Annotated in this window: 15 protein-coding genes; 4 read left to right on the forward strand and 11 right to left on the reverse strand. The window is 65.3% G+C overall.

Annotation, left to right across the window (positions count from 1 at the left end):
- Positions 1-42 precede the first annotated feature (42 nt).
- The 3 genes from AUR_RS15285 (at position 43) to AUR_RS15295 (ending at position 3822) form a co-directional block, all read left to right on the forward strand.
- Positions 43-2268: an McrB family protein gene (locus tag AUR_RS15285; protein ID WP_021472764.1), complete on the forward strand. Its 2226-nt coding sequence runs from the start codon at positions 43-45 to the stop codon at positions 2266-2268.
- Between the two features lie 73 nt (positions 2269-2341).
- Entirely contained in the window at positions 2342-3550 is a 1209-nt protein-coding gene (locus tag AUR_RS15290) for a 5-methylcytosine restriction system specificity protein McrC (RefSeq protein ID WP_062095466.1), read from the forward strand.
- A 35-nt stretch (positions 3551-3585) separates the two neighbouring features.
- A complete protein-coding gene (locus AUR_RS15295) occupies positions 3586-3822 on the forward strand; it encodes a PLDc N-terminal domain-containing protein (RefSeq protein ID WP_021472762.1) in 237 nt (78 codons plus the stop codon).
- A 27-nt stretch (positions 3823-3849) separates the two neighbouring features.
- Here AUR_RS15295 and AUR_RS15300 read toward each other — a convergent pair whose 3' ends face one another.
- Positions 3850-5520, reverse strand: coding sequence for a sensor histidine kinase (locus AUR_RS15300; protein WP_062095468.1), 1671 nt, complete (start codon positions 5518-5520; stop codon positions 3850-3852).
- 101 nt (positions 5521-5621) lie between these two features.
- Between AUR_RS15300 and AUR_RS15305 the strand changes: the two genes are divergently transcribed.
- Positions 5622-6365, forward strand: a complete 744-nt coding sequence (locus AUR_RS15305; protein ID WP_062095470.1) for a response regulator transcription factor — start codon at positions 5622-5624, stop codon at positions 6363-6365.
- 72 nt (positions 6366-6437) lie between these two features.
- On the opposite strand, the gene fdxA is transcribed toward AUR_RS15305, so the two are convergent.
- The 10 genes from fdxA to AUR_RS15355 all read right to left on the reverse strand — a co-directional run bounded on the left by fdxA (position 6438) and on the right by AUR_RS15355 (position 16103).
- Positions 6438-6749: a ferredoxin gene (gene fdxA / locus AUR_RS15310; protein WP_062095472.1), complete on the reverse strand. Its 312-nt coding sequence runs from the start codon at positions 6747-6749 to the stop codon at positions 6438-6440.
- Positions 6750-6755: 6 nt separating this feature from the next.
- Entirely contained in the window at positions 6756-8231 is a 1476-nt protein-coding gene (locus AUR_RS15315; protein WP_062095474.1) for an aldehyde dehydrogenase family protein, read from the reverse strand.
- Between the two features lie 22 nt (positions 8232-8253).
- Complete coding sequence (locus AUR_RS15320) at positions 8254-9081, reverse strand: SDR family oxidoreductase (protein WP_021472757.1); 828 nt, start codon at positions 9079-9081, stop codon at positions 8254-8256.
- Positions 9081-10022, reverse strand: a complete 942-nt coding sequence (locus AUR_RS15325; protein ID WP_062095475.1) for a dihydrodipicolinate synthase family protein — start codon at positions 10020-10022, stop codon at positions 9081-9083. Before AUR_RS15325 ends, AUR_RS15320 begins: the two co-directional genes overlap by 1 nt.
- A gap of 77 nt (positions 10023-10099) precedes the next feature.
- Positions 10100-10906 (reverse strand): enoyl-CoA hydratase-related protein, encoded by an 807-nt coding sequence (locus tag AUR_RS15330; RefSeq protein WP_021472755.1) that lies wholly within the window; start codon positions 10904-10906, stop codon positions 10100-10102.
- Positions 10903-12168: a CaiB/BaiF CoA transferase family protein gene (locus AUR_RS15335; RefSeq protein WP_062095477.1), complete on the reverse strand. Its 1266-nt coding sequence runs from the start codon at positions 12166-12168 to the stop codon at positions 10903-10905. The genes AUR_RS15330 and AUR_RS15335 overlap by 4 nt, the downstream gene beginning before the upstream one ends.
- Positions 12165-13529 carry an FAD-dependent oxidoreductase gene (locus tag AUR_RS15340; protein WP_021472753.1) on the reverse strand — a complete coding sequence of 455 codons (1365 nt, stop codon included), beginning with the start codon at positions 13527-13529 and terminating at the stop codon, positions 12165-12167. The genes AUR_RS15335 and AUR_RS15340 overlap by 4 nt, the downstream gene beginning before the upstream one ends.
- Before the next feature lie 11 nt (positions 13530-13540).
- Positions 13541-14869 (reverse strand): MFS transporter, encoded by a 1329-nt coding sequence (locus AUR_RS15345; protein ID WP_062095479.1) that lies wholly within the window; start codon positions 14867-14869, stop codon positions 13541-13543.
- 164 nt (positions 14870-15033) lie between these two features.
- A complete protein-coding gene (locus tag AUR_RS15350; RefSeq protein WP_021472751.1) occupies positions 15034-15633 on the reverse strand; it encodes a helix-turn-helix domain-containing protein in 600 nt (199 codons plus the stop codon).
- An 89-nt stretch (positions 15634-15722) separates the two neighbouring features.
- The gene (locus AUR_RS15355; protein ID WP_062095481.1) at positions 15723-16103 is read right to left on the reverse strand and encodes an Hpt domain-containing protein; all 381 of its coding nucleotides are present in this window, start codon (positions 16101-16103) and stop codon (positions 15723-15725) included.
- Positions 16104-16148 lie beyond the last annotated feature (45 nt).

Below are 16148 nucleotides of genomic sequence, written 5' to 3' on the forward strand. Positions count from 1 at the left end.
ATCCAGATGCCGACTTAACCCAAACAAGGTAAGTTGGCTTAAATGACCTCCCCTGTGTTGCCTGCCGTTGACCGCGCCCCCGGAATCTCGAAAGAGATCGAGGACGCTGCCTGGTACGTACTCCAGCCCGCTTTGCAAGGGAAGCCTTCAGCCATTGACGGGCGGACGCTGACGTGGACAGCGGAGGCTGCCCGCGAGTTGCTGGAACGGCTGGAGCGGGGCGTCGGGGACTCCAAGGCGCCCATGATGACCAACCTGCGGCAGAACCTGGAAGGCGCATCACGCGAGGCGAAGCTTCTGGCTGTCGAGCTGCTGTATTTGCAGTCGCTGCCGCTGGCCCACGAGGTCAAGTCCCTGCGTGTGAAGCGCGCGCGTGTAGCCGAGGCGGCGTCCTGGGTGGAACCGCCGGTCGAGTTGCCTGAAGAGCTGTACCAAGGCATGACGGACCACGGCGTGATCCGGGACCGCACGGCGGAGTTCAACTGGACGATCTGGGACCACCTGACGTGGCTGTGCCGCTTCGTGGAGCACGTTGACAGCCAGAGCACGGAGACCATCAACCGGGCGCTGGCCGATCCACTCAAGTTCCACGAACTCGCGGCAGGTACGCCCGAGGACCAGCCCGCCCTGCGGCGCAGCATCGAATACTTGGTGTGGCCCAGCTACTTCGAGCCGGTAGTGGCGGACGTGGAACGCCGCGAGATCCGGGACGCCTTCGCTTCCCTCGTGGGCGGCGCCAAGGGAGATACCGAAGAGGACATCACCGCTGACATCCACCGCATCCGCCTCCACCTGGACGAGCAGGCAGGCCAGCGGATCGACTGGTATGCCCGGCAATTGGTGAGCCAATGGCGGAAGGTGGGAGACCCGGGCCGCCGTTCCTGGCTGCTGCGCACACACCATGACAACGCGGACCTGTTGGCGTCCTGGGTGGCGGAGGAGAAAGCCACCCTGGACGTTGAGCACTTGCGCTCGTTGGAGGCCGGAGTCACCGCGGGGGTGGTCCAGCACGCCGTAGACGAGGACTGCAAGCACCTTGGGTACGTGGAGCGCGAGGACACCAAGACCGCCGTCTTCGCTTTCCTGACCGTCATGAAGCCCGGAGACCTGACGCTCTACCAGCAGGCGGGACGGGTCCGCGTGGGGGTTGTACTGGGCGAACCGGATCACGAGAACCGCCGGATCCAACGCAAAGTGCGCTGGTTCGACGACAGTTACGCCATCACGGAGCTGCCGCGCCACGCACAGCGCCAGCTGTCCACGCCCGGCATCATCGTGGACGTCACCAGGGTGATCCAGGCGCTCCAGGAGCTCCTCCCGGTGGAGGCAGAAACGGACGGCGAGGACGAGACCCCGCCCACCGCCGTCGTCGAGGTTGTTCAGCAGGGCTTCCGGCCCCTGACCGAAGAGTTCGCAGCCTCGCTCCACATGGACCTCGAACCGCTCAAGGAAATCGCGGAACTGTTGGAGGAGAACCGGCAGTTGGTGCTCTATGGTCCCCCCGGCACCGGCAAGACGTACCTGGCCAAGCACCTCGCCGCGGAGCTGGCGGGGGACAGCACGGACGAACGCGTCAAGCTGGTGCAGTTCCATCCTTCCTATGCCTACGAGGATTTCTTCGAGGGTTACCGTCCGGACAAGACCGACGACGGCCAGGTTTCCTTCAAACTGGTTGCCGGTCCGCTGCGCCGCCTCGCGGAGGAAGCCGCGAAGCCGGAGAACGCGCACAAGCCTTACTTCCTGATCATTGACGAGATGAACAGGGCCAACCTGGCCAAGGTCTTCGGCGAGCTCTACTTCCTGCTCGAATACCGGGATGACCGCATCTACCTGCAGTACAGCCCGAATGAGCCCTTCAGCCTGCCGGACAACCTGTACATCATTGGCACCATGAACACGGCGGACCGTTCCATCGCCATGATGGACGCCGCCATCCGGCGCCGCTTCGCGTTCATTGAGCTGCACCCGAATGTGGAGCCGGTGAAGGGTTCGCTGCGGCGGTTCCTGGAAGCCCGCGGCCTGGATACCCTCAACGCGGATTTGCTGGATGCCCTCAATGCCGCCATCGATGACTGGGACAGGGACCTCATGATCGGCCCGTCCTACTTCATGAAGCCGGCAGCCCAAACCCCCACGGGCCTGCGGCGGATCTGGAAGTACGAGCTCATGCCGCTGCTGGAGGAGCACTACCACGGGCAACTGAACCGGGCGCAGCTGGAAGAACGCTTCGGCCTGGACCAGTTGCTGGGACGTCTTGCTTCCCGCTAACGCCATCCCGCCCCGTCCCGGGCGGGCGCCGGCCAGCGCAGCAAAAACTCCAACGGGGGTGCGGCACATCCTCATGGACGAGCTCTCGCGTGGGGTGGTGGACAAACTTGACCCGGAGTCGGCTGCGTTCATCAACGCCAGTGGCCTGGCCAAGGCTTCGCCCATGGGGATGGGCCTGTACAGGATCGAACCTGTGGGAAAAGTTGGTTCGGTCCGGACAGCCGCCGTTCAGTTGGAAGTCCGTCCGAAGGGCCGCCTGGGCCTGAACCGCTTGCTGTTCCTGCTGAGCTTCGCCGGCGACCAAGGCTTCCGTGACCACACCGTGGAGGCAACGGAACATCCGGATCTGTGGAGCGCGTTGGCGCAGTCCCTGGCGCAGTTGGCGGAGAAGGCCTTGAACCGGGGCGTCCTCCAGGGCTACCTGACCATCGACGAATCCCTCCGGACCGTCAAGGGCCGCATCCGCATCTCGGACCAGATCTCGCGCCGGCCCGGCATGCTGGTCCCGCTGGAAGTGTCCTATGACGAATTCACCGAGGACATCGCGGAGAACCGCATCCTGCGCGCCGCCCTCGACCGGATGAGCAAGGTCCCCGGTGTGCGTGCCGACGTCCTGAGCCGCTTGCGGCAGCTCAAGGGAAAGCTCGACGCCGTCACCCGGCTCAAGCCCGGCGCGCCGCTGCCGCCGTGGCAGGCCAACCGGATGAACCTCAGGTACCACGCCGTACTCCGGCTTGCGGAGGTGATCCTGCGCAACGCCTCGGCCGAGGCAGGCGAGGGCAAACAGCAGTCTGCGTCGTTCGTGGTGGACATGGGGCAGGTTTTCCAGGAGTTCGTGGGCGCCGCCCTGCGTCATGCGATGGGCCGGCATCCCGGTGAAATGCGGCTGCAGTACGGGGCACTCCTGAACGAGGCAGTGCAGGATACCGACCGCCTGACGGTCCGGCCGGATGCCGTGCATTTCCTCGGCGGTCAGCCGGTGGTGGTGTACGACTTCAAATACACGGCGGCCGGGGATACCGGGGCCTCGCTCAACGCTGACCACTACCAATTGCTGGCCTATTGCACGGCCTTGCGGGTACCTACGGCGTGGCTTGTTTACGCCGGGACGGGTGAGGTCAAGCTGCGGCGGATCCTCAACACGGACATCGACATCATCGAGTACCCGTTGGACCTGTCGCTGCCCCCGGCGGAGATCCTTGCCGCCGTCGAGGACCTCGGTGAACAGTCGTGGGGAGAAGTGGTGCGCCAGGCTGTGGCGGGGCGGGGAGCCTCCGGCTAGCCTGAGAGGTAAACCGCGAGTGCGATGGAGGCATGATGGCTAAGAAGAAGAAGTCCTGGCGTGATCTGAGCACCAAGCAGAAGGCCATGATGATGGCGGGCAGCGCGGTTAACCTGACGCTGCTGATTGCAGCACAACGGAGCCTGGCGAAGACCCCGGACGCGCAAATCAGGGGCAAGAAGGCCCTCTGGCGGGCTGCGTCCTTCATCAACTTCTTTGGTCCGGTGAGCTACTTTGTGTTCGGCCGCCGGCGGGATGCCGGGGCAGCCTAGGAAGACACGTCCGACGCCGGAGGGAGCCTAGGCGGGCACTTTCACCGTGAAGGTGGTGCCCTGCCCGGGTTCACTCTGGAGCGTGATGCTGCCGCCGTGGGCCTCGACGATCGCCTTGCTGATCGGCAGGCCCAACCCCACGCCGGGAATGGTGCTGTTGCGGACCCCGTCCGCCCGGAAGAACTTGGTGAAGACTCCCGCTTGTTCATCCTGCGGGATGCCCATGCCGGTGTCGGAGACCTTGCAATAGACGTGGTCCTCGTCTTCCCACGCGGATACCACCACGTCCCCGCCGTCGGGTGAGTACTTGATGGCATTGGAGACGAGGTTGTCCAGGACTTGGGAGATCCGGGAGGAGTCCACGCGGGCATGGAGCGTCCCGGGCACGTCCACGGAAAGGCGGACGCCCGCTTTGGCTGCCCTGGGTTCGGCCGAAGCAACGCTGCCGCGGACCAGTTCGGAAACATCCACCGGGTGCGGCTGGATGGCGATCTGCCCGGACCTGACGGCCAGGAGGTCGGAGACAAGTGACAACAGGCGTTCTGCATTGCGGCGGACGATGTCCAGCTGCTTGCGGTACTTCGGATCCAGTCCGTTGGGGTCATCGAGGATGAGCTCGACGTAGCCGAGGATGGAGGTCAGCGGCGTCCGGAACTCGTGGGATACGTTGGCCACGAATTCGTCCTTGGCTGCCAAGGCATTGACCAATTCCGTGACGTCGCTGAAGACCACTACGGATCCTGCGAAGTTGCCGGCCGGGTCAAGCATGGGCCTTGCGCTGGCAGTGAATGCGCGCTGCCCGGCGCCGGATCCCAGCCAGACCAGCTGGTCCGTGAAACGCTCGCCCAGCACCGCCCTGCGGACGGGCCGGCGGTCCGACGGCAGCGGGGTGGTGCGGTCCGTGTCGAACACCAGGAGCTGGGATTCGTTGGGATCGTCGTTGTCCGGGGGAGTGGCCAGCGCGTGCGTCTGCCGCTGCCTGCGGTTCATCAGGATGTCGTGGCCGTCGCCGTCAACGGCCACCACGCCCAAGGGCAGCGCTTCCATGACCGTGTTAAGGAGCCGCTCCTGCTTGGTACTGACTTCGAGGGCAGATTTGAGGGCCGCGTCCTTTTCCTCAAGTGCCCGTTGTTGACGGACCATGCTCAGGGTGAGGATGCTGACCGAGACCCCGATGCCAAGGATCAGGATAGGGAAGAGCAATGGCTTGGTGAGGTCCTGCTGGGTGAAGGTGCCGCGGATGAAGAGCGGCGCCCACACAATGGTCAGAGGCCCGATGAACGCGAGGGCGATGGCCAGCCGGGGATAAAGGCCGGAGGCGCACAGCCAAATGACCGGCAGGACCACCAGCACGCTGAGCCCTGTGAGCGCTTCCTGCCCGCCTTCGCGGCCGAAGGCGATGGAGACGATGTCCAGGATCGGGATGACCAGGAAGCTGGCAAAGGGCAGCTTGTGCCACGGGACGGCGATGCAAAGGGCCAGGAGGAATGCCTGGCTCAACAGGAACACCAGGAAGAACGGGTTGCCGAGGGTGGCCGGGAAGAACAGCCACACGAGGATGGCGGAAAGGCACACGCAGACCGAGAGCGGCAGCTGGCTCAGCACCACCCTCATCCGGAGGCTGTGCTCATGGAAGGAGCGCTTGAAGATGAACAGTTTCTTCTTGTCATCGACGGCCCACATGGTGGGTGTGCTCATGGGTTAACCACCGGTGGGGCAGAAGGAAGACGGTTCATGAGATCAGCCTAACCATAATGGTTATACTTCGAAGGGTTATCGAAGCGGGCTGAGGGGCGGCAATGAGTGAAGCACGTGTGGGACTGGTCATCGAAGACGACCAGGACATCCGCGAACTGGTCCGGGTGGTCCTTTCCCAGGCGGGTTTCGACGTCCATGTGGCGTCCACGGGCTCGGCCGGCGTCAACTCCGCCCGGGAATTGAATCCCGACGTTATTACGCTGGATCTCGGCCTGCCGGACATCGACGGTTTTGAAGTGGCCCGGCAGATCCGTAAGACTTCCGACGCCTACATCATCATGCTCACCGCCCGCGCCGAAGAGCTCGACACGTTGATGGGCCTTGAAGCCGGTGGCGACGATTACCTCACCAAGCCGTTCCGGCCCCGCGAGCTGCGCGCCCGGGTGGAGGCCATGATGCGGAGGCCGCGGTCGTCGTCGGACGCCAAGCACGCCCCGGAAGCCGCCGATCCCGAGATGACCCACAACGGGCTTGCCGTTTCGGCCGGATCCCGCACGGCCGTCCTCAACGGCATGGAGCTGAAGCTGACCCGCACCGAGTTCGACCTGCTGGTGGCACTGTTGGAGACCGGCCGGATTGTGAGGACCAAGGCTGACCTTGCGCGTCGCCTCCGCAACGAACCGTACGACGTCGGCAGTTACGTCAGCGACGCGGACGAACGCGCCGTGGAGGTCCACATGGGCAACCTGCGCAAGAAGCTGGGGGACAGCATCCAAAGCCCGCGCTGGCTGGAAACAGTCCGCGGCGTCGGCTACCGTTTGGCCCCGGCAGTCCACAACAACTAAGCCCCGCCCCGCTCACCCAACTGGGTAGCAGCTGTGCGCGTTTTGAACGCTCAAAACGCGCACAATTGCGACTCAGTTGGGGACGGGGACGCGGGCGGGTTCCGCCGCAATCACCGGGTGGTCCGTGTCCGGCAGGGAGCGCCCGGGGCCGTCATCGAAGAACTCCGCGTTGGCCCGGACGTAGTCTGCCCATTCATCCGGGACGTCCTCCGAGAAGTAGATGGCTTCCACGGGGCACACGGGATCGCACGCTCCGCAGTCCACGCATTCGGAAGGATGGATGTAGAGGGAGCGCGCGCCCTCGTAGATGCAATCGACAGGACATTCGTTGATGCATGCCTTGTCTTTCACATCCACGCAGGGCTGCGCGATCACGTAACTCATGACCGGCTACACGCCCGTGTAGACGGTTTTGCCCCACGTGAAGAAGTCCAGGGCGGACCGTCCTTGTTCGCGGAACGTGTTGGTGGAGGAGTCCTTGACCCCGCCGAACGGGACGTTGAGGTCCAGGCCAGCAGTGGGCCGGTTGACCTTGACCACGCCGGCCTGCGCACGGGCGGCGAAGTCCGTGGCGAGGGCGAGGGAATCGGTGCAGATGCCGGCGGTGAGTCCGTAGCGGGAGTCGTTGACGGCGGCAAGGCCTGCCTCGTAGTCGGGAACTTCCAGCACGGCCACTACCGGCCCGAAGATCTCTTCCGTGACTGCGGGGTCGTCCGAGGGCAGGTCGGTGAGCACCGCCGCCGGGAAGAGCAGCGCGCCGGAGGGGTCGCCGTCGTAAGTACCGTGCAGGAGGGATGCGCCGCGTTCGACGGCGGTGCGCACCGCTGCCTGGTCCTGCTCGAATTGCTGCCTGCTCACCACGGCGCCCATCCGGGTGCCATCCGCCAGGCCGTCACCGGTGCTGTAAGCGGCGGCTTCGGCCACCAACGCGTCAAGGAACGCTGCACGGATCCCGGGGGTAACGTACACCCGCGAGGTTGCCGTGCATGCCTGACCGGTGAGCCCGAATGCTCCGGCGGCCACTACTTGCGCGGCCTTGCGGGGATCGGCGTCGTCGAGGACCAGGACGCCGTTCTTGCCGCCCATTTCCAGTTGCACCCGGGCACGGCGGGCGTTGAGGATTTCCTGCAATCCCAGGCCCACGTTGGTGGAACCGGTGAAGGACAGCCCGGCGATGCGGGGATCGCAGGCCAGTGCGTCACCAACAACCCGGCCCTTGCCGTGGACGACGTTGAACACGCCGGCAGGGAGGCCTGCGTCCTGCAACGCCCGGGCGAGGTGGGTGGCGGAGAGGGGAGTGAGCTCAGCCGGTTTGATCACCACGGTGTTGCCGCTGATCAGGGCCGGTGCGGTCTTCCACGCAGGAATGGCGATGGGGAAGTTCCAGGGCGTGATCAGGCCTACAACGCCCAGGGCTTCGCGGCGGGTGGTGATGGTGGTGTCCGGGAGTCCGCTGGGCAGGACTTCGCCGGTGGCAGCCCAGCCGAGGGAGCCGAAGAAGCGCAGGACGTCCGAGGCGCGCTTCACTTCGCCCTTGGCTTCTGCCAGGGTCTTGCCTTCTTCCCGGACCAGGTCTTCGGCGATGGCCCCCTGGCGTTCGATCAGCAGGTTCCCGGCGGCAAGGAGGATGGCGCCACGGGAGGGGGCCGGGAGCGCAGCCCACGCGGGCTGGGCAGCGGCGGCGGCGGTGATGGCGGCGTCGACGTCCTCGGCGCTCCCGCTGGGTGAGAGCGCTGCGAGCTCATCCGGACGGGCGGGGTTCATGCGCCGGGTGACGCCTTCGCCGAGCCATTGGCCGTTGATGAGGTGCTGGGCGGTGAGGGTGGCCTCGGCGGTGAGGGCAGTATCCAGAGTTGTGGAAGTCATGATGGTCCTAACGTGGTGGGGTTCAGAGGCTGCGGATGAGGCCGCCGTCGCACCTGAGCGCGACTCCGGTGATGTACGACGCCGGCGCGCTGCACAGGAAGGCGGCAGCGGCACCGAACTCGGCGGGTTCCCCATACCTGCGGGCGGGGATGGTCTTGCGGGATTCCAACTGGATGTCCTCCAAGGTGGTGCCGCGTCGCTTGGCCGCGGCCTGGTCCAGCTGGGTGACGCGGTCGGTGGCGATCCGGCCCGGAAGGAGGAGGTTCACCGTGACCTCGTCCAGCGCTACCTCGGCGGCGAGGGTCTTGAGGTAGCCGGCCAGTGCTGCCCGTCCGGTGTTGGAAACTGCCAGGTTGGGGAGGGGTGCGGTCACTCCGCTGGAACCGATCGCAAGGATGCGACCCCAGCGGCGTTCCCGCATGCCGGGCAGGACTTTCGACACCAAGGCATGATGCGGCTTGACCAGGAGGTCGAACGCCGCGGCCATGTCCTCGGAGGTCAGTGTTGCCGCAGCACCGGGCTTCGGGCCGGGGCCGTTGAGCACCAGGATGTCGATCGGCCCGAGGTTGGCCACGGTCTGGTCCACCGCGGACCCGATGCCCTCCGGGGTGCCGAGGTCCGCTTCGATGGCCACCGCGTCAAAGCCGCTGGTTCCCAAAGAACCGATGCCCAAGGTGCCGCTTCCGTAGGCTGCCTGGAGTTCGGCCACGATCTCCTTGGCACGGTCCCGGCGTCGTCCGACCACCGCCACCCGGACCCCTTCGGCGGCGAGCGCCCGGGCCACGGCCAGGCCGAGTCCGCCGGTGGAGGCGGCCACCAGTGCTGTCTTGCCTGCGATTCCGAGGTCCATCAGAAACTCCCTACTGCTGTACGGGCATCCAGTGCTGACGCCGCTTCCTTCAAGTGCACGGCCATGGAGCCACGCAAGGCTTCGGGGAAGGCGGCCGCGGGTGCCCGGACGCCGGAGTCCTTGATGAGTCCGCGCTCGCGGAGGCATTCCTTGCGGATGGCCAGTGCCACCTTGGCCTGCTGCTCGAAATTGATGAGCGGCAGGTAGGGCTGCAGTTCGCGTTGAGCGGCCTCGTACCCGCCGTCCTGCCACGCCCGAACGCAGGCGATCAGGGCTTCGGGGTAGGAGAAGCCGGTCATGGCGCCGGAGGCTCCTGCCATGAGTTCGTCCAGGAGGCCTTGGCCGCCCAGCCCGCCGAAGATGGAAACCCCGACGGCGGCACTCAGTTCCGCGATGGCCACGCTGGTGGGCGGGGCCTCGGCTTTGACGGCGATGACGTACCCGCAGGCGTTCACCACGGAGGCCAGCGCGGGGGTGGGGATGCTGACTCCGCTGGCCAACGGGTAGTCCTGGAGGACTACGTTGGCCCCGGTTGCCCGGTGGATGGCGTCGAGGTGGGTGATCACCGGATCTGCCCGGGCGGAGTTGGCTTGCACCATGACCGCGGCCAGGCGTGGCCCGGCAACCTCCTGCGCTGCCGTGATCTCTTCGATGGCGGGCCGGGTGGCCAGTGCTGTCACGCCCACCACCAGGGGGAGGGTGGTGGATTCGACGACCGTTTCCAGGACGTCGCGGCGTTCCTGCGGCGTCAGGGCGGCTGCTTCGCCGAACACGCCAAGCACTGTGAGGCCGGTTGCCCCGATGTTCCCGTAGTGCTCCACGAGTTCGGCGAGGCTGTCCAGATCGACGTCCAGGGTGCTGCCTTGGAAGGGGGTTGCTACGACGCCCCAGACGCCGGCGGGCAGGGATTCACGGTTTTTGGGCGCAGAAGGGAGAGGCATGGTGGTTCCTTTTCAATGCGAACTGCTTGATGCGAACTGCTTGAGTGGGATGGCGGGGCTGGTGGTGCCGGGGACGTTTAGCGTCCCGGCCACACCGGCGGACGCTTTTCCTGGAAGGCGCGGACTCCTTCTGCGGAGTCTTCGCTGTCCAGTGCCGCCATCAATGCCGGCAGCCTGAGGCCGCGGGCTTCCTGGGCGCTCAGGTGCGCCGTTTGCGTCACCATCTGCTTGACGGCGCGCACGGAGGTGGGGGCGCATGCCAGGATCTGGTCCACCCAACGCCGGACGGCGGTGTCGAGTTGGTCAGCGGGCACTACTTCGTTGACCAGCCCCATGGACTGCATCTCCGCTGCGTCGGCCTTTCGTCCGGTAAGCAGCATTCCCATGGCTTGGGTGTAGGGCACCCGGCGCACCAGCTGGTGGATGCCGCCGTCGAGCGCCAGCCGCCCGACGCGGGGTTCAGTCAAACCGAACTTCGCGTCCGAAGCTGCGACGACGATGTCTGCACCGAGGACGATTTCCATGCCGCCGCCCAGGGCGTAGCCGTTGACGCGGGCGATGACGGGCACATCCAGGGTGGTGCGAAGGCTGAGCCCGCCGAAGCCGTTGGGGTCCAGGCCGGCCCAGTACTCCAGGCCGGTCTTGTCCACGGCGTCGGCGGACATGTCGGCGCCGACGCAGAAAGCACGCGGACCGGCACCGGTGACCACGACTGCCCGTACGGACGGATCGCTTTCCAGCTGGGACCAGATCCCGTTGAGCCGTGCGTGGGTGGCGCCGTCCACTGCGTTCAGCACGTGCTGACGGTCGATTGTCACTGTTGCCACGCCGTCGGTGATGTCCAGTGTTACCTGGTCAACCCGTTCTTCGACCGTGATGCTCATCGGAGCACTCCCAGCTTTTGCAGGCGTTCGATGGTTTCCTCATCGAAGCCGTTCTCCAGCAGGACCTCCACGTTGTGCTCGCCCAGGCGCGGGGCCGTGCGGCGGATCGACGGCGGGGTTGCCGAGAGGCGGATGGGTGCGTTCAGCATTTTCACGGTGCCCACCGAGGGGTGTTCGGCTTCGACGATCATGCCGTTCGCTTCGGTCTGCGCGTCTGCGAGCGCCTGTTCCAGAGTGTGGACGGGGGCGTTCAGCAGCCCTTGTTCTTCCAGTTTGGCCGTCCAGTAGGCGGTGGTGTTGGTGGCGAAGTGTTCGCGGAAGATGGCCTGGAGGGCGGGCTTGTTCTTGAACTGCTGCTCCAGTGTTGCGAATCCGGGGCGTTCGGTGAGGTCCTCGTCGAGGTCCAGGGCGTCGGAGATCCGGGCCAGGGGATCGGGGGTGAAGCCGCCCACCATGCACACGGCGCCGTCGGTGGTTTCGAAGACTCCGGAGAGCGGCATGGCGCCCCAGTTGACCTCGTAGCCGCGGTTGAGCTGCATGCACGCTTCCTGCATCTGCAGGTGCAGCATGGAGTCGTACATGGTCACTTCCACCTTTTGGCCAACGCCGGTGGTTTCCCGGGTGCGGAGGGCCAGGAGGATTCCCTGCATGAGGTGCATGCCGGTGATGTAGTCGCAGAGCGTGGTGGGGTAGATGGAGGGTTTGGTGTCCTCGGATTCCCTGCGCCACATGACCCCGGAGTAGGCCTGGGCGATGGCGTCCTGGCCGCCCTTGTGGGAGTAGGGTCCTACGGGTCCGAATCCGGTGCCGGAGGCCCAGATGACGCCGGGGTTCTGTGTTTTAAGGTCCTCGTAGCCGAAGCCCATGCGTTCCATGACCCCGGAACGGAAGTTGCTGACGACGACGTCCGCGTCAGCCATGAGGCGGTGGAGCACTTCGCGGCCTTCTTCGGTGCGGGTGTCCACGGAGACGCTGCGCTTGTTGCGGTTGATGGACAGGAAGATCGGGTTGTCCTGGCCGTCCTGGTCCGGGAAGGAGTTGCGGGAGATGTCTCCGGCTCCGGGACGCTCAACCTTGATGATGTCTGCGCCGTAGTCGCCCAGCAGCTGCGTGCAGGACGGGCCCATGAACACCTGGGTGAAGTCCACGATCTTGACGCCCTCCAGCGGGAGGGGCGTTGGTGCCGGGCCCGCGGCGGTGTGTTCCGCCGTCGTGCGTTCTGCCTGGGCGGTTTCGGTCTGGTCCACGGTCATGAGGCTCATGCCAGTACCGCTGCTTCGGAGTCGACGGTGGCGTTCGACGACGGGACGTCGCCTGGGTCCGCACCGTGCCGGCGCATGCCGAGCTGGATGTCCGCTGCCGCGACGTCGCGGACCAGGATGTTGTTCTCCACGGCAAGGGCTGCCGCGACGCCCACTGCCTGGCCCATGGCCATGCAGGGCGGGATCTCGCGGGACATCTTCTGCGCCTCGGGCGTGGCGGAGTAGTGGCGGCCGGCCACGAGGAGCTGGTCCACTTCCTTGGGCAGGAGCGAGCGGTAGGGGTAGTAGTAGTCGCGTCCTCGGGCCACGGTGTCGGCGAAGTGCCGGCGCTGGGTGACGTCGTCCTTGGTCATGACGTACTCGCCCTGCAGGAGGCGGGTCTGTCGGACGCCCATCTGGGAAGCAACATCCAGCATGTAGCACTTCTCGAAGCCGGGCAGGTGGGCGCGGACGTAGTCCACTGCTTCGGAGATCTTGTCGCGGGCTGCGAACTCGGCTGCGGTCATGTCCGCGGGGTCCACGCCGTCGAAGCCGGTCATGTGCGGGGCGTTGCACCACACCACGCCCTCCACGGGGGTCTTGAGCCACCACAGTTCCCATGCGCCGCCGAGGATGCGCTTGATCTTGCGGTTGATGGCGCGTGCTTCCTTCGGGTTGGCCTGTTCGAAGGCTTCGGCCGCGTTGGTGTCCACGTTGCCGAGGCGGAAGACGAGGGTGGTGAGGTAGTTGTCCTTGGCGTAGCTGGCGCCGGCACGGGAGGCAACGTCAATGTCGCCGGTGGTGTCAATGACGACGTCGGCCGTGAAGGCCTGCGGGCCGAGCTTGGTTTCGCAGATGACGCCCTTGATGACGCCGTTGTCCACGATCGGCCGGGAGAACCAGGAGTGCAGGCGAAGATCGACGCCTGCTTCGCGGACGAGGTCGTTGGAGACGCGCTTCCAGCCGTCGGGATCGAAGGCTGCGGCGTAGCAGATGGGCTTGGGGTTGGTGTGGGAGTGGAAGTCGAAGGTGCCGTAGCGGCCCCACTTGTTCCACAGTTCCTCGGAGGTCTTGCGGTCATCTGCCGGCGGGACGATTGCGAGGCCCAGCTTCTGGAGGCGTTCGACGTACTCGGAGACGATGCCCGTGACCGTGATTTCCTGGCCGTTGATCATGTCGTCGAGGACCAGCACCATGCCGCCGGACGCGAGGCCACCCAGGGAGGAGTAGCGTTCCAGCAAGGTGACCTTGGCGCCGGAGCGGGCCGCGGTGACTGCGGCTGCCACGCCTGCGGGGCCACCGCCGACCACCAGTACATCGGAGCGGGAGATCACGGGCGCCTTGAGGTCCGCCGTCGTGGTGGCGAGTTCGAGGGAGTTCATTTTTTCAGTCCTTACTTGCCGACGTGGATGCCGTTGGTGCGGCGTGCGGCGATGTAGAAAACGATGCTGAGGATGGACAGGACGGCCACGTAGACCGGGAAGATCCAGGTGAGGTTCAGCGACTGGAACCAGACCAGGAGGTAGGAGGCGGTGCCGCCGAAGATCGCCACGCCGATTCCGTAGCCGAGGGCGACGCCGGTGCCGCGGATGTTCTTGGGCATCAGGGAGGAGCTGACCACGTTGTAGAGGGTCATGTTGAGGACCAGGACAATCGAGCCGCCCAGGAGGACTGCTGCGAAGCCGCCGATGCCCGGCTGTACGTAGAGCAGCATCAGGAACACGGCCGGGATGGCCAGGACGCGGGTGACCAGGAACCACTTGGACATTGCCTTGCCGTCAGCCAGCTTGCCGACCACCCAGGAACCCACCACGAGGATGACGCCCAGGATGGTGGTGAGGGCGAAGACGGCCGTGGGGTCTTCCTTGAAGCCGCTGCGTGCGGCGCTGGGGAGTCCGACGTTCCAGGCGTAGTTGTAGGCCTGCGCTGCGCCGACCACGAAGATGATGGCCAGGACGGAGAGCCAATGCTTGCTGACGCCCTTCCAGACGGCGCGCGGGGTGTTGGTGGCCATTTCCTCTTCCTTGAGGGTCTCCGGAAGGGAGCGCCGCAGGTAGAGGACCACGAAGCCGAAGAGGGCTCCGATGATGAACGGCACGCGCCATCCCCATTCGCCCATGGCTGCGGCGCCGAGCACGAGGCTGCACAGGAAGCTCACGAGGGAGGCCATGAGGATGCCGATGTTGACGTAGAAGGACATGATGCCGGCGACGTAGCCTTCACGGCCTTCCGGCGCCAGTTCCACGGCGTGGGAGGTGGAGAGGGGAGCTTCAATGCCGGTGGAGATGCCCTGCAGGATGCGGCACACCACCAGGATGATGCCCGCCCAGGCGCCGATGGTGGCGTAGCTGGGGGTGACGGCGATGACCAAGGTGGTGCCGGCCATCAGCATGATGGACAGCAACATCACCCGGCGCCGGCCGATGCGGTCTGCGAGGGTTCCCAGCAGGATGCCGCCCAACGGGCGGAAGGCGAATCCGACGGCGAACACGGCCAAGGCGTTCAGGGTTGCGGACAGGGGTTCGGTGCCGGGGAAGAAGTTCGGTCCAATGAAGGCTGACAAGAGTCCGAAGACCATCCAGTCGTACCATTCAAGGGCGTTTCCCAGGCCAAGGCCAAGGAGTCCTTTGCGGACCTCGGGTGTGAACCCGGCGTTCTTGGAACGGGAGTCGGTGATGGGCTTTGGTGCGGGGACGGCATTGTCCGTTTGGATGTCGAGCATGGAAATTTCCTTACGCTTACGCCGGAGAGGGCGTGAAAGGGTATGACGCAGGGACGCCTGTTGGAGGAAGCGCCTGATGCGAAAGTGGCAAGGAGTGTCAGCGGCCACGGGTTCGTGTCCGGACAGTTAAGGGAAAACGCCTGGCCCGCCCGGGGGCGGGTGCGTTACCACGCGTGTGGTGCGTTGACCCAGATGGCTACGCATACCTCTTCGTAGCTGTTCTTGTACCAGTGGGGGATTTCTGAGGAGTAGGTGATGGAGTCGCCCTCTTCGAGGCTGTAGCAGACGCCGTCCAAATAGACGTCCTTACGGCCCGAGATGATGTAGCAGAACTCTTCACCGCTGTGTGTGAAAGGGGTGGCGCTGGTGTCGTGCCCTGGGGGCGTACTGATCCACTGCGCCTCGATGCTTCCGTCCCGGTTGGGGGTCAGCAGCTCGTGGACTGCCTCGCCGACCGATTCCCGGGTGACGTTTTGCAGGTTCCGCCGGTCCGCTTTGCGGACGACGGGTGACCTTGATTCGTCTTGGCCAATGAAGAACCTCCCTACGGGGATGTCCAGGCCATGGGCCAGCTGCGCCAACGTGGTGAAGGACGGGTTGGCCATGCCGCGTTCGATCTGGCTGACGATTGCTTGGCTAAGGCCGGTAATGTCCGAGAGTTGGGCCAGGGTCATGCCCTTCGCCTTACGCATGGTGCGCACCTTGTTTCCCACGGTGGCCAGGAGTTCGCTGGTGGCCGGGGGAGCAGGAGTCTCGGTGGTCATTGCCGCATCCTTCGTTGGTGAGCTAACTCACACAACTATAGTGAAGATTTTTAGCGAGTCAATGGTTTTCTTCAGCAAAGTAAAAAATTTCAGGAAAATGATGATTCCAGCTGGCTGATGGTGCCGAAGACGAAGGCATCGATCTCATCCACCAAGGGCGTCAGCTCGGCCAGCTGCTCCCCGCCGCTGAGCAGCTTCATCCCGATTTCCAGTTCAGCAGCCAGCCGCCGGATGCAGATTGCCCCCACCATGTGGCTGGACGTCTTGAGGCTGAGCACAGCGTCCATTGCCTCGTCCAGGTCCAGGTTGTCCAAGGCATGATGAAGCCGGGCCACCCGCCACGGCAGCATCGCCACGTAGTTGCGGACGAACGCGTTGACGATCGCTTGGTCGCCGCCGACGTCGGCCCGGAGTTCGGTGAGGACCGAGCGATCCACCAGGGAGTCTGTGCATTCGCCATACTCTGACACCAGACTCCTCCCGCCGCTGCCGAACAATGGATTCACGATTCAACA

This window comes from Paenarthrobacter ureafaciens (assembly GCF_004028095.1).
GTDB classification, from domain to species: domain Bacteria; phylum Actinomycetota; class Actinomycetes; order Actinomycetales; family Micrococcaceae; genus Arthrobacter; species Arthrobacter ureafaciens.

Bases quoted from the DNA above. Each gene is read 5' to 3' on its own strand.
- AUR_RS15285 (WP_021472764.1), top strand. From the start codon at position 43: ATGACCTCCCCTGTGTTGCCTGCCGTTGACCGCGCCCCCGGAATCTCG.
- AUR_RS15305 (WP_062095470.1), top strand. From the start codon at position 5,622: ATGAGTGAAGCACGTGTGGGACTGGTCATCGAAGACGACCAGGACATC.
- AUR_RS15335 (WP_062095477.1), bottom strand. From the start codon at position 12,168: ATGAGCCTCATGACCGTGGACCAGACCGAAACCGCCCAGGCAGAACGC.
- AUR_RS15290 (WP_062095466.1), top strand. From the start codon at position 2,342: ATGGACGAGCTCTCGCGTGGGGTGGTGGACAAACTTGACCCGGAGTCG.
- AUR_RS15300 (WP_062095468.1), bottom strand. From the start codon at position 5,520: ATGAGCACACCCACCATGTGGGCCGTCGATGACAAGAAGAAACTGTTC.
- AUR_RS15315 (WP_062095474.1), bottom strand. From the start codon at position 8,231: ATGACTTCCACAACTCTGGATACTGCCCTCACCGCCGAGGCCACCCTC.
- AUR_RS15295 (WP_021472762.1), top strand. From the start codon at position 3,586: ATGGCTAAGAAGAAGAAGTCCTGGCGTGATCTGAGCACCAAGCAGAAG.
- AUR_RS15320 (WP_021472757.1), bottom strand. From the start codon at position 9,081: ATGGACCTCGGAATCGCAGGCAAGACAGCACTGGTGGCCGCCTCCACC.
- AUR_RS15325 (WP_062095475.1), bottom strand. From the start codon at position 10,022: ATGCCTCTCCCTTCTGCGCCCAAAAACCGTGAATCCCTGCCCGCCGGC.
- fdxA (WP_062095472.1), bottom strand. From the start codon at position 6,749: ATGAGTTACGTGATCGCGCAGCCCTGCGTGGATGTGAAAGACAAGGCA.
- AUR_RS15350 (WP_021472751.1), bottom strand. From the start codon at position 15,633: ATGACCACCGAGACTCCTGCTCCCCCGGCCACCAGCGAACTCCTGGCC.
- AUR_RS15345 (WP_062095479.1), bottom strand. From the start codon at position 14,869: ATGCTCGACATCCAAACGGACAATGCCGTCCCCGCACCAAAGCCCATC.
- AUR_RS15340 (WP_021472753.1), bottom strand. From the start codon at position 13,529: ATGAACTCCCTCGAACTCGCCACCACGACGGCGGACCTCAAGGCGCCC.
- AUR_RS15330 (WP_021472755.1), bottom strand. From the start codon at position 10,906: ATGAGCATCACGGTCGAAGAACGGGTTGACCAGGTAACACTGGACATC.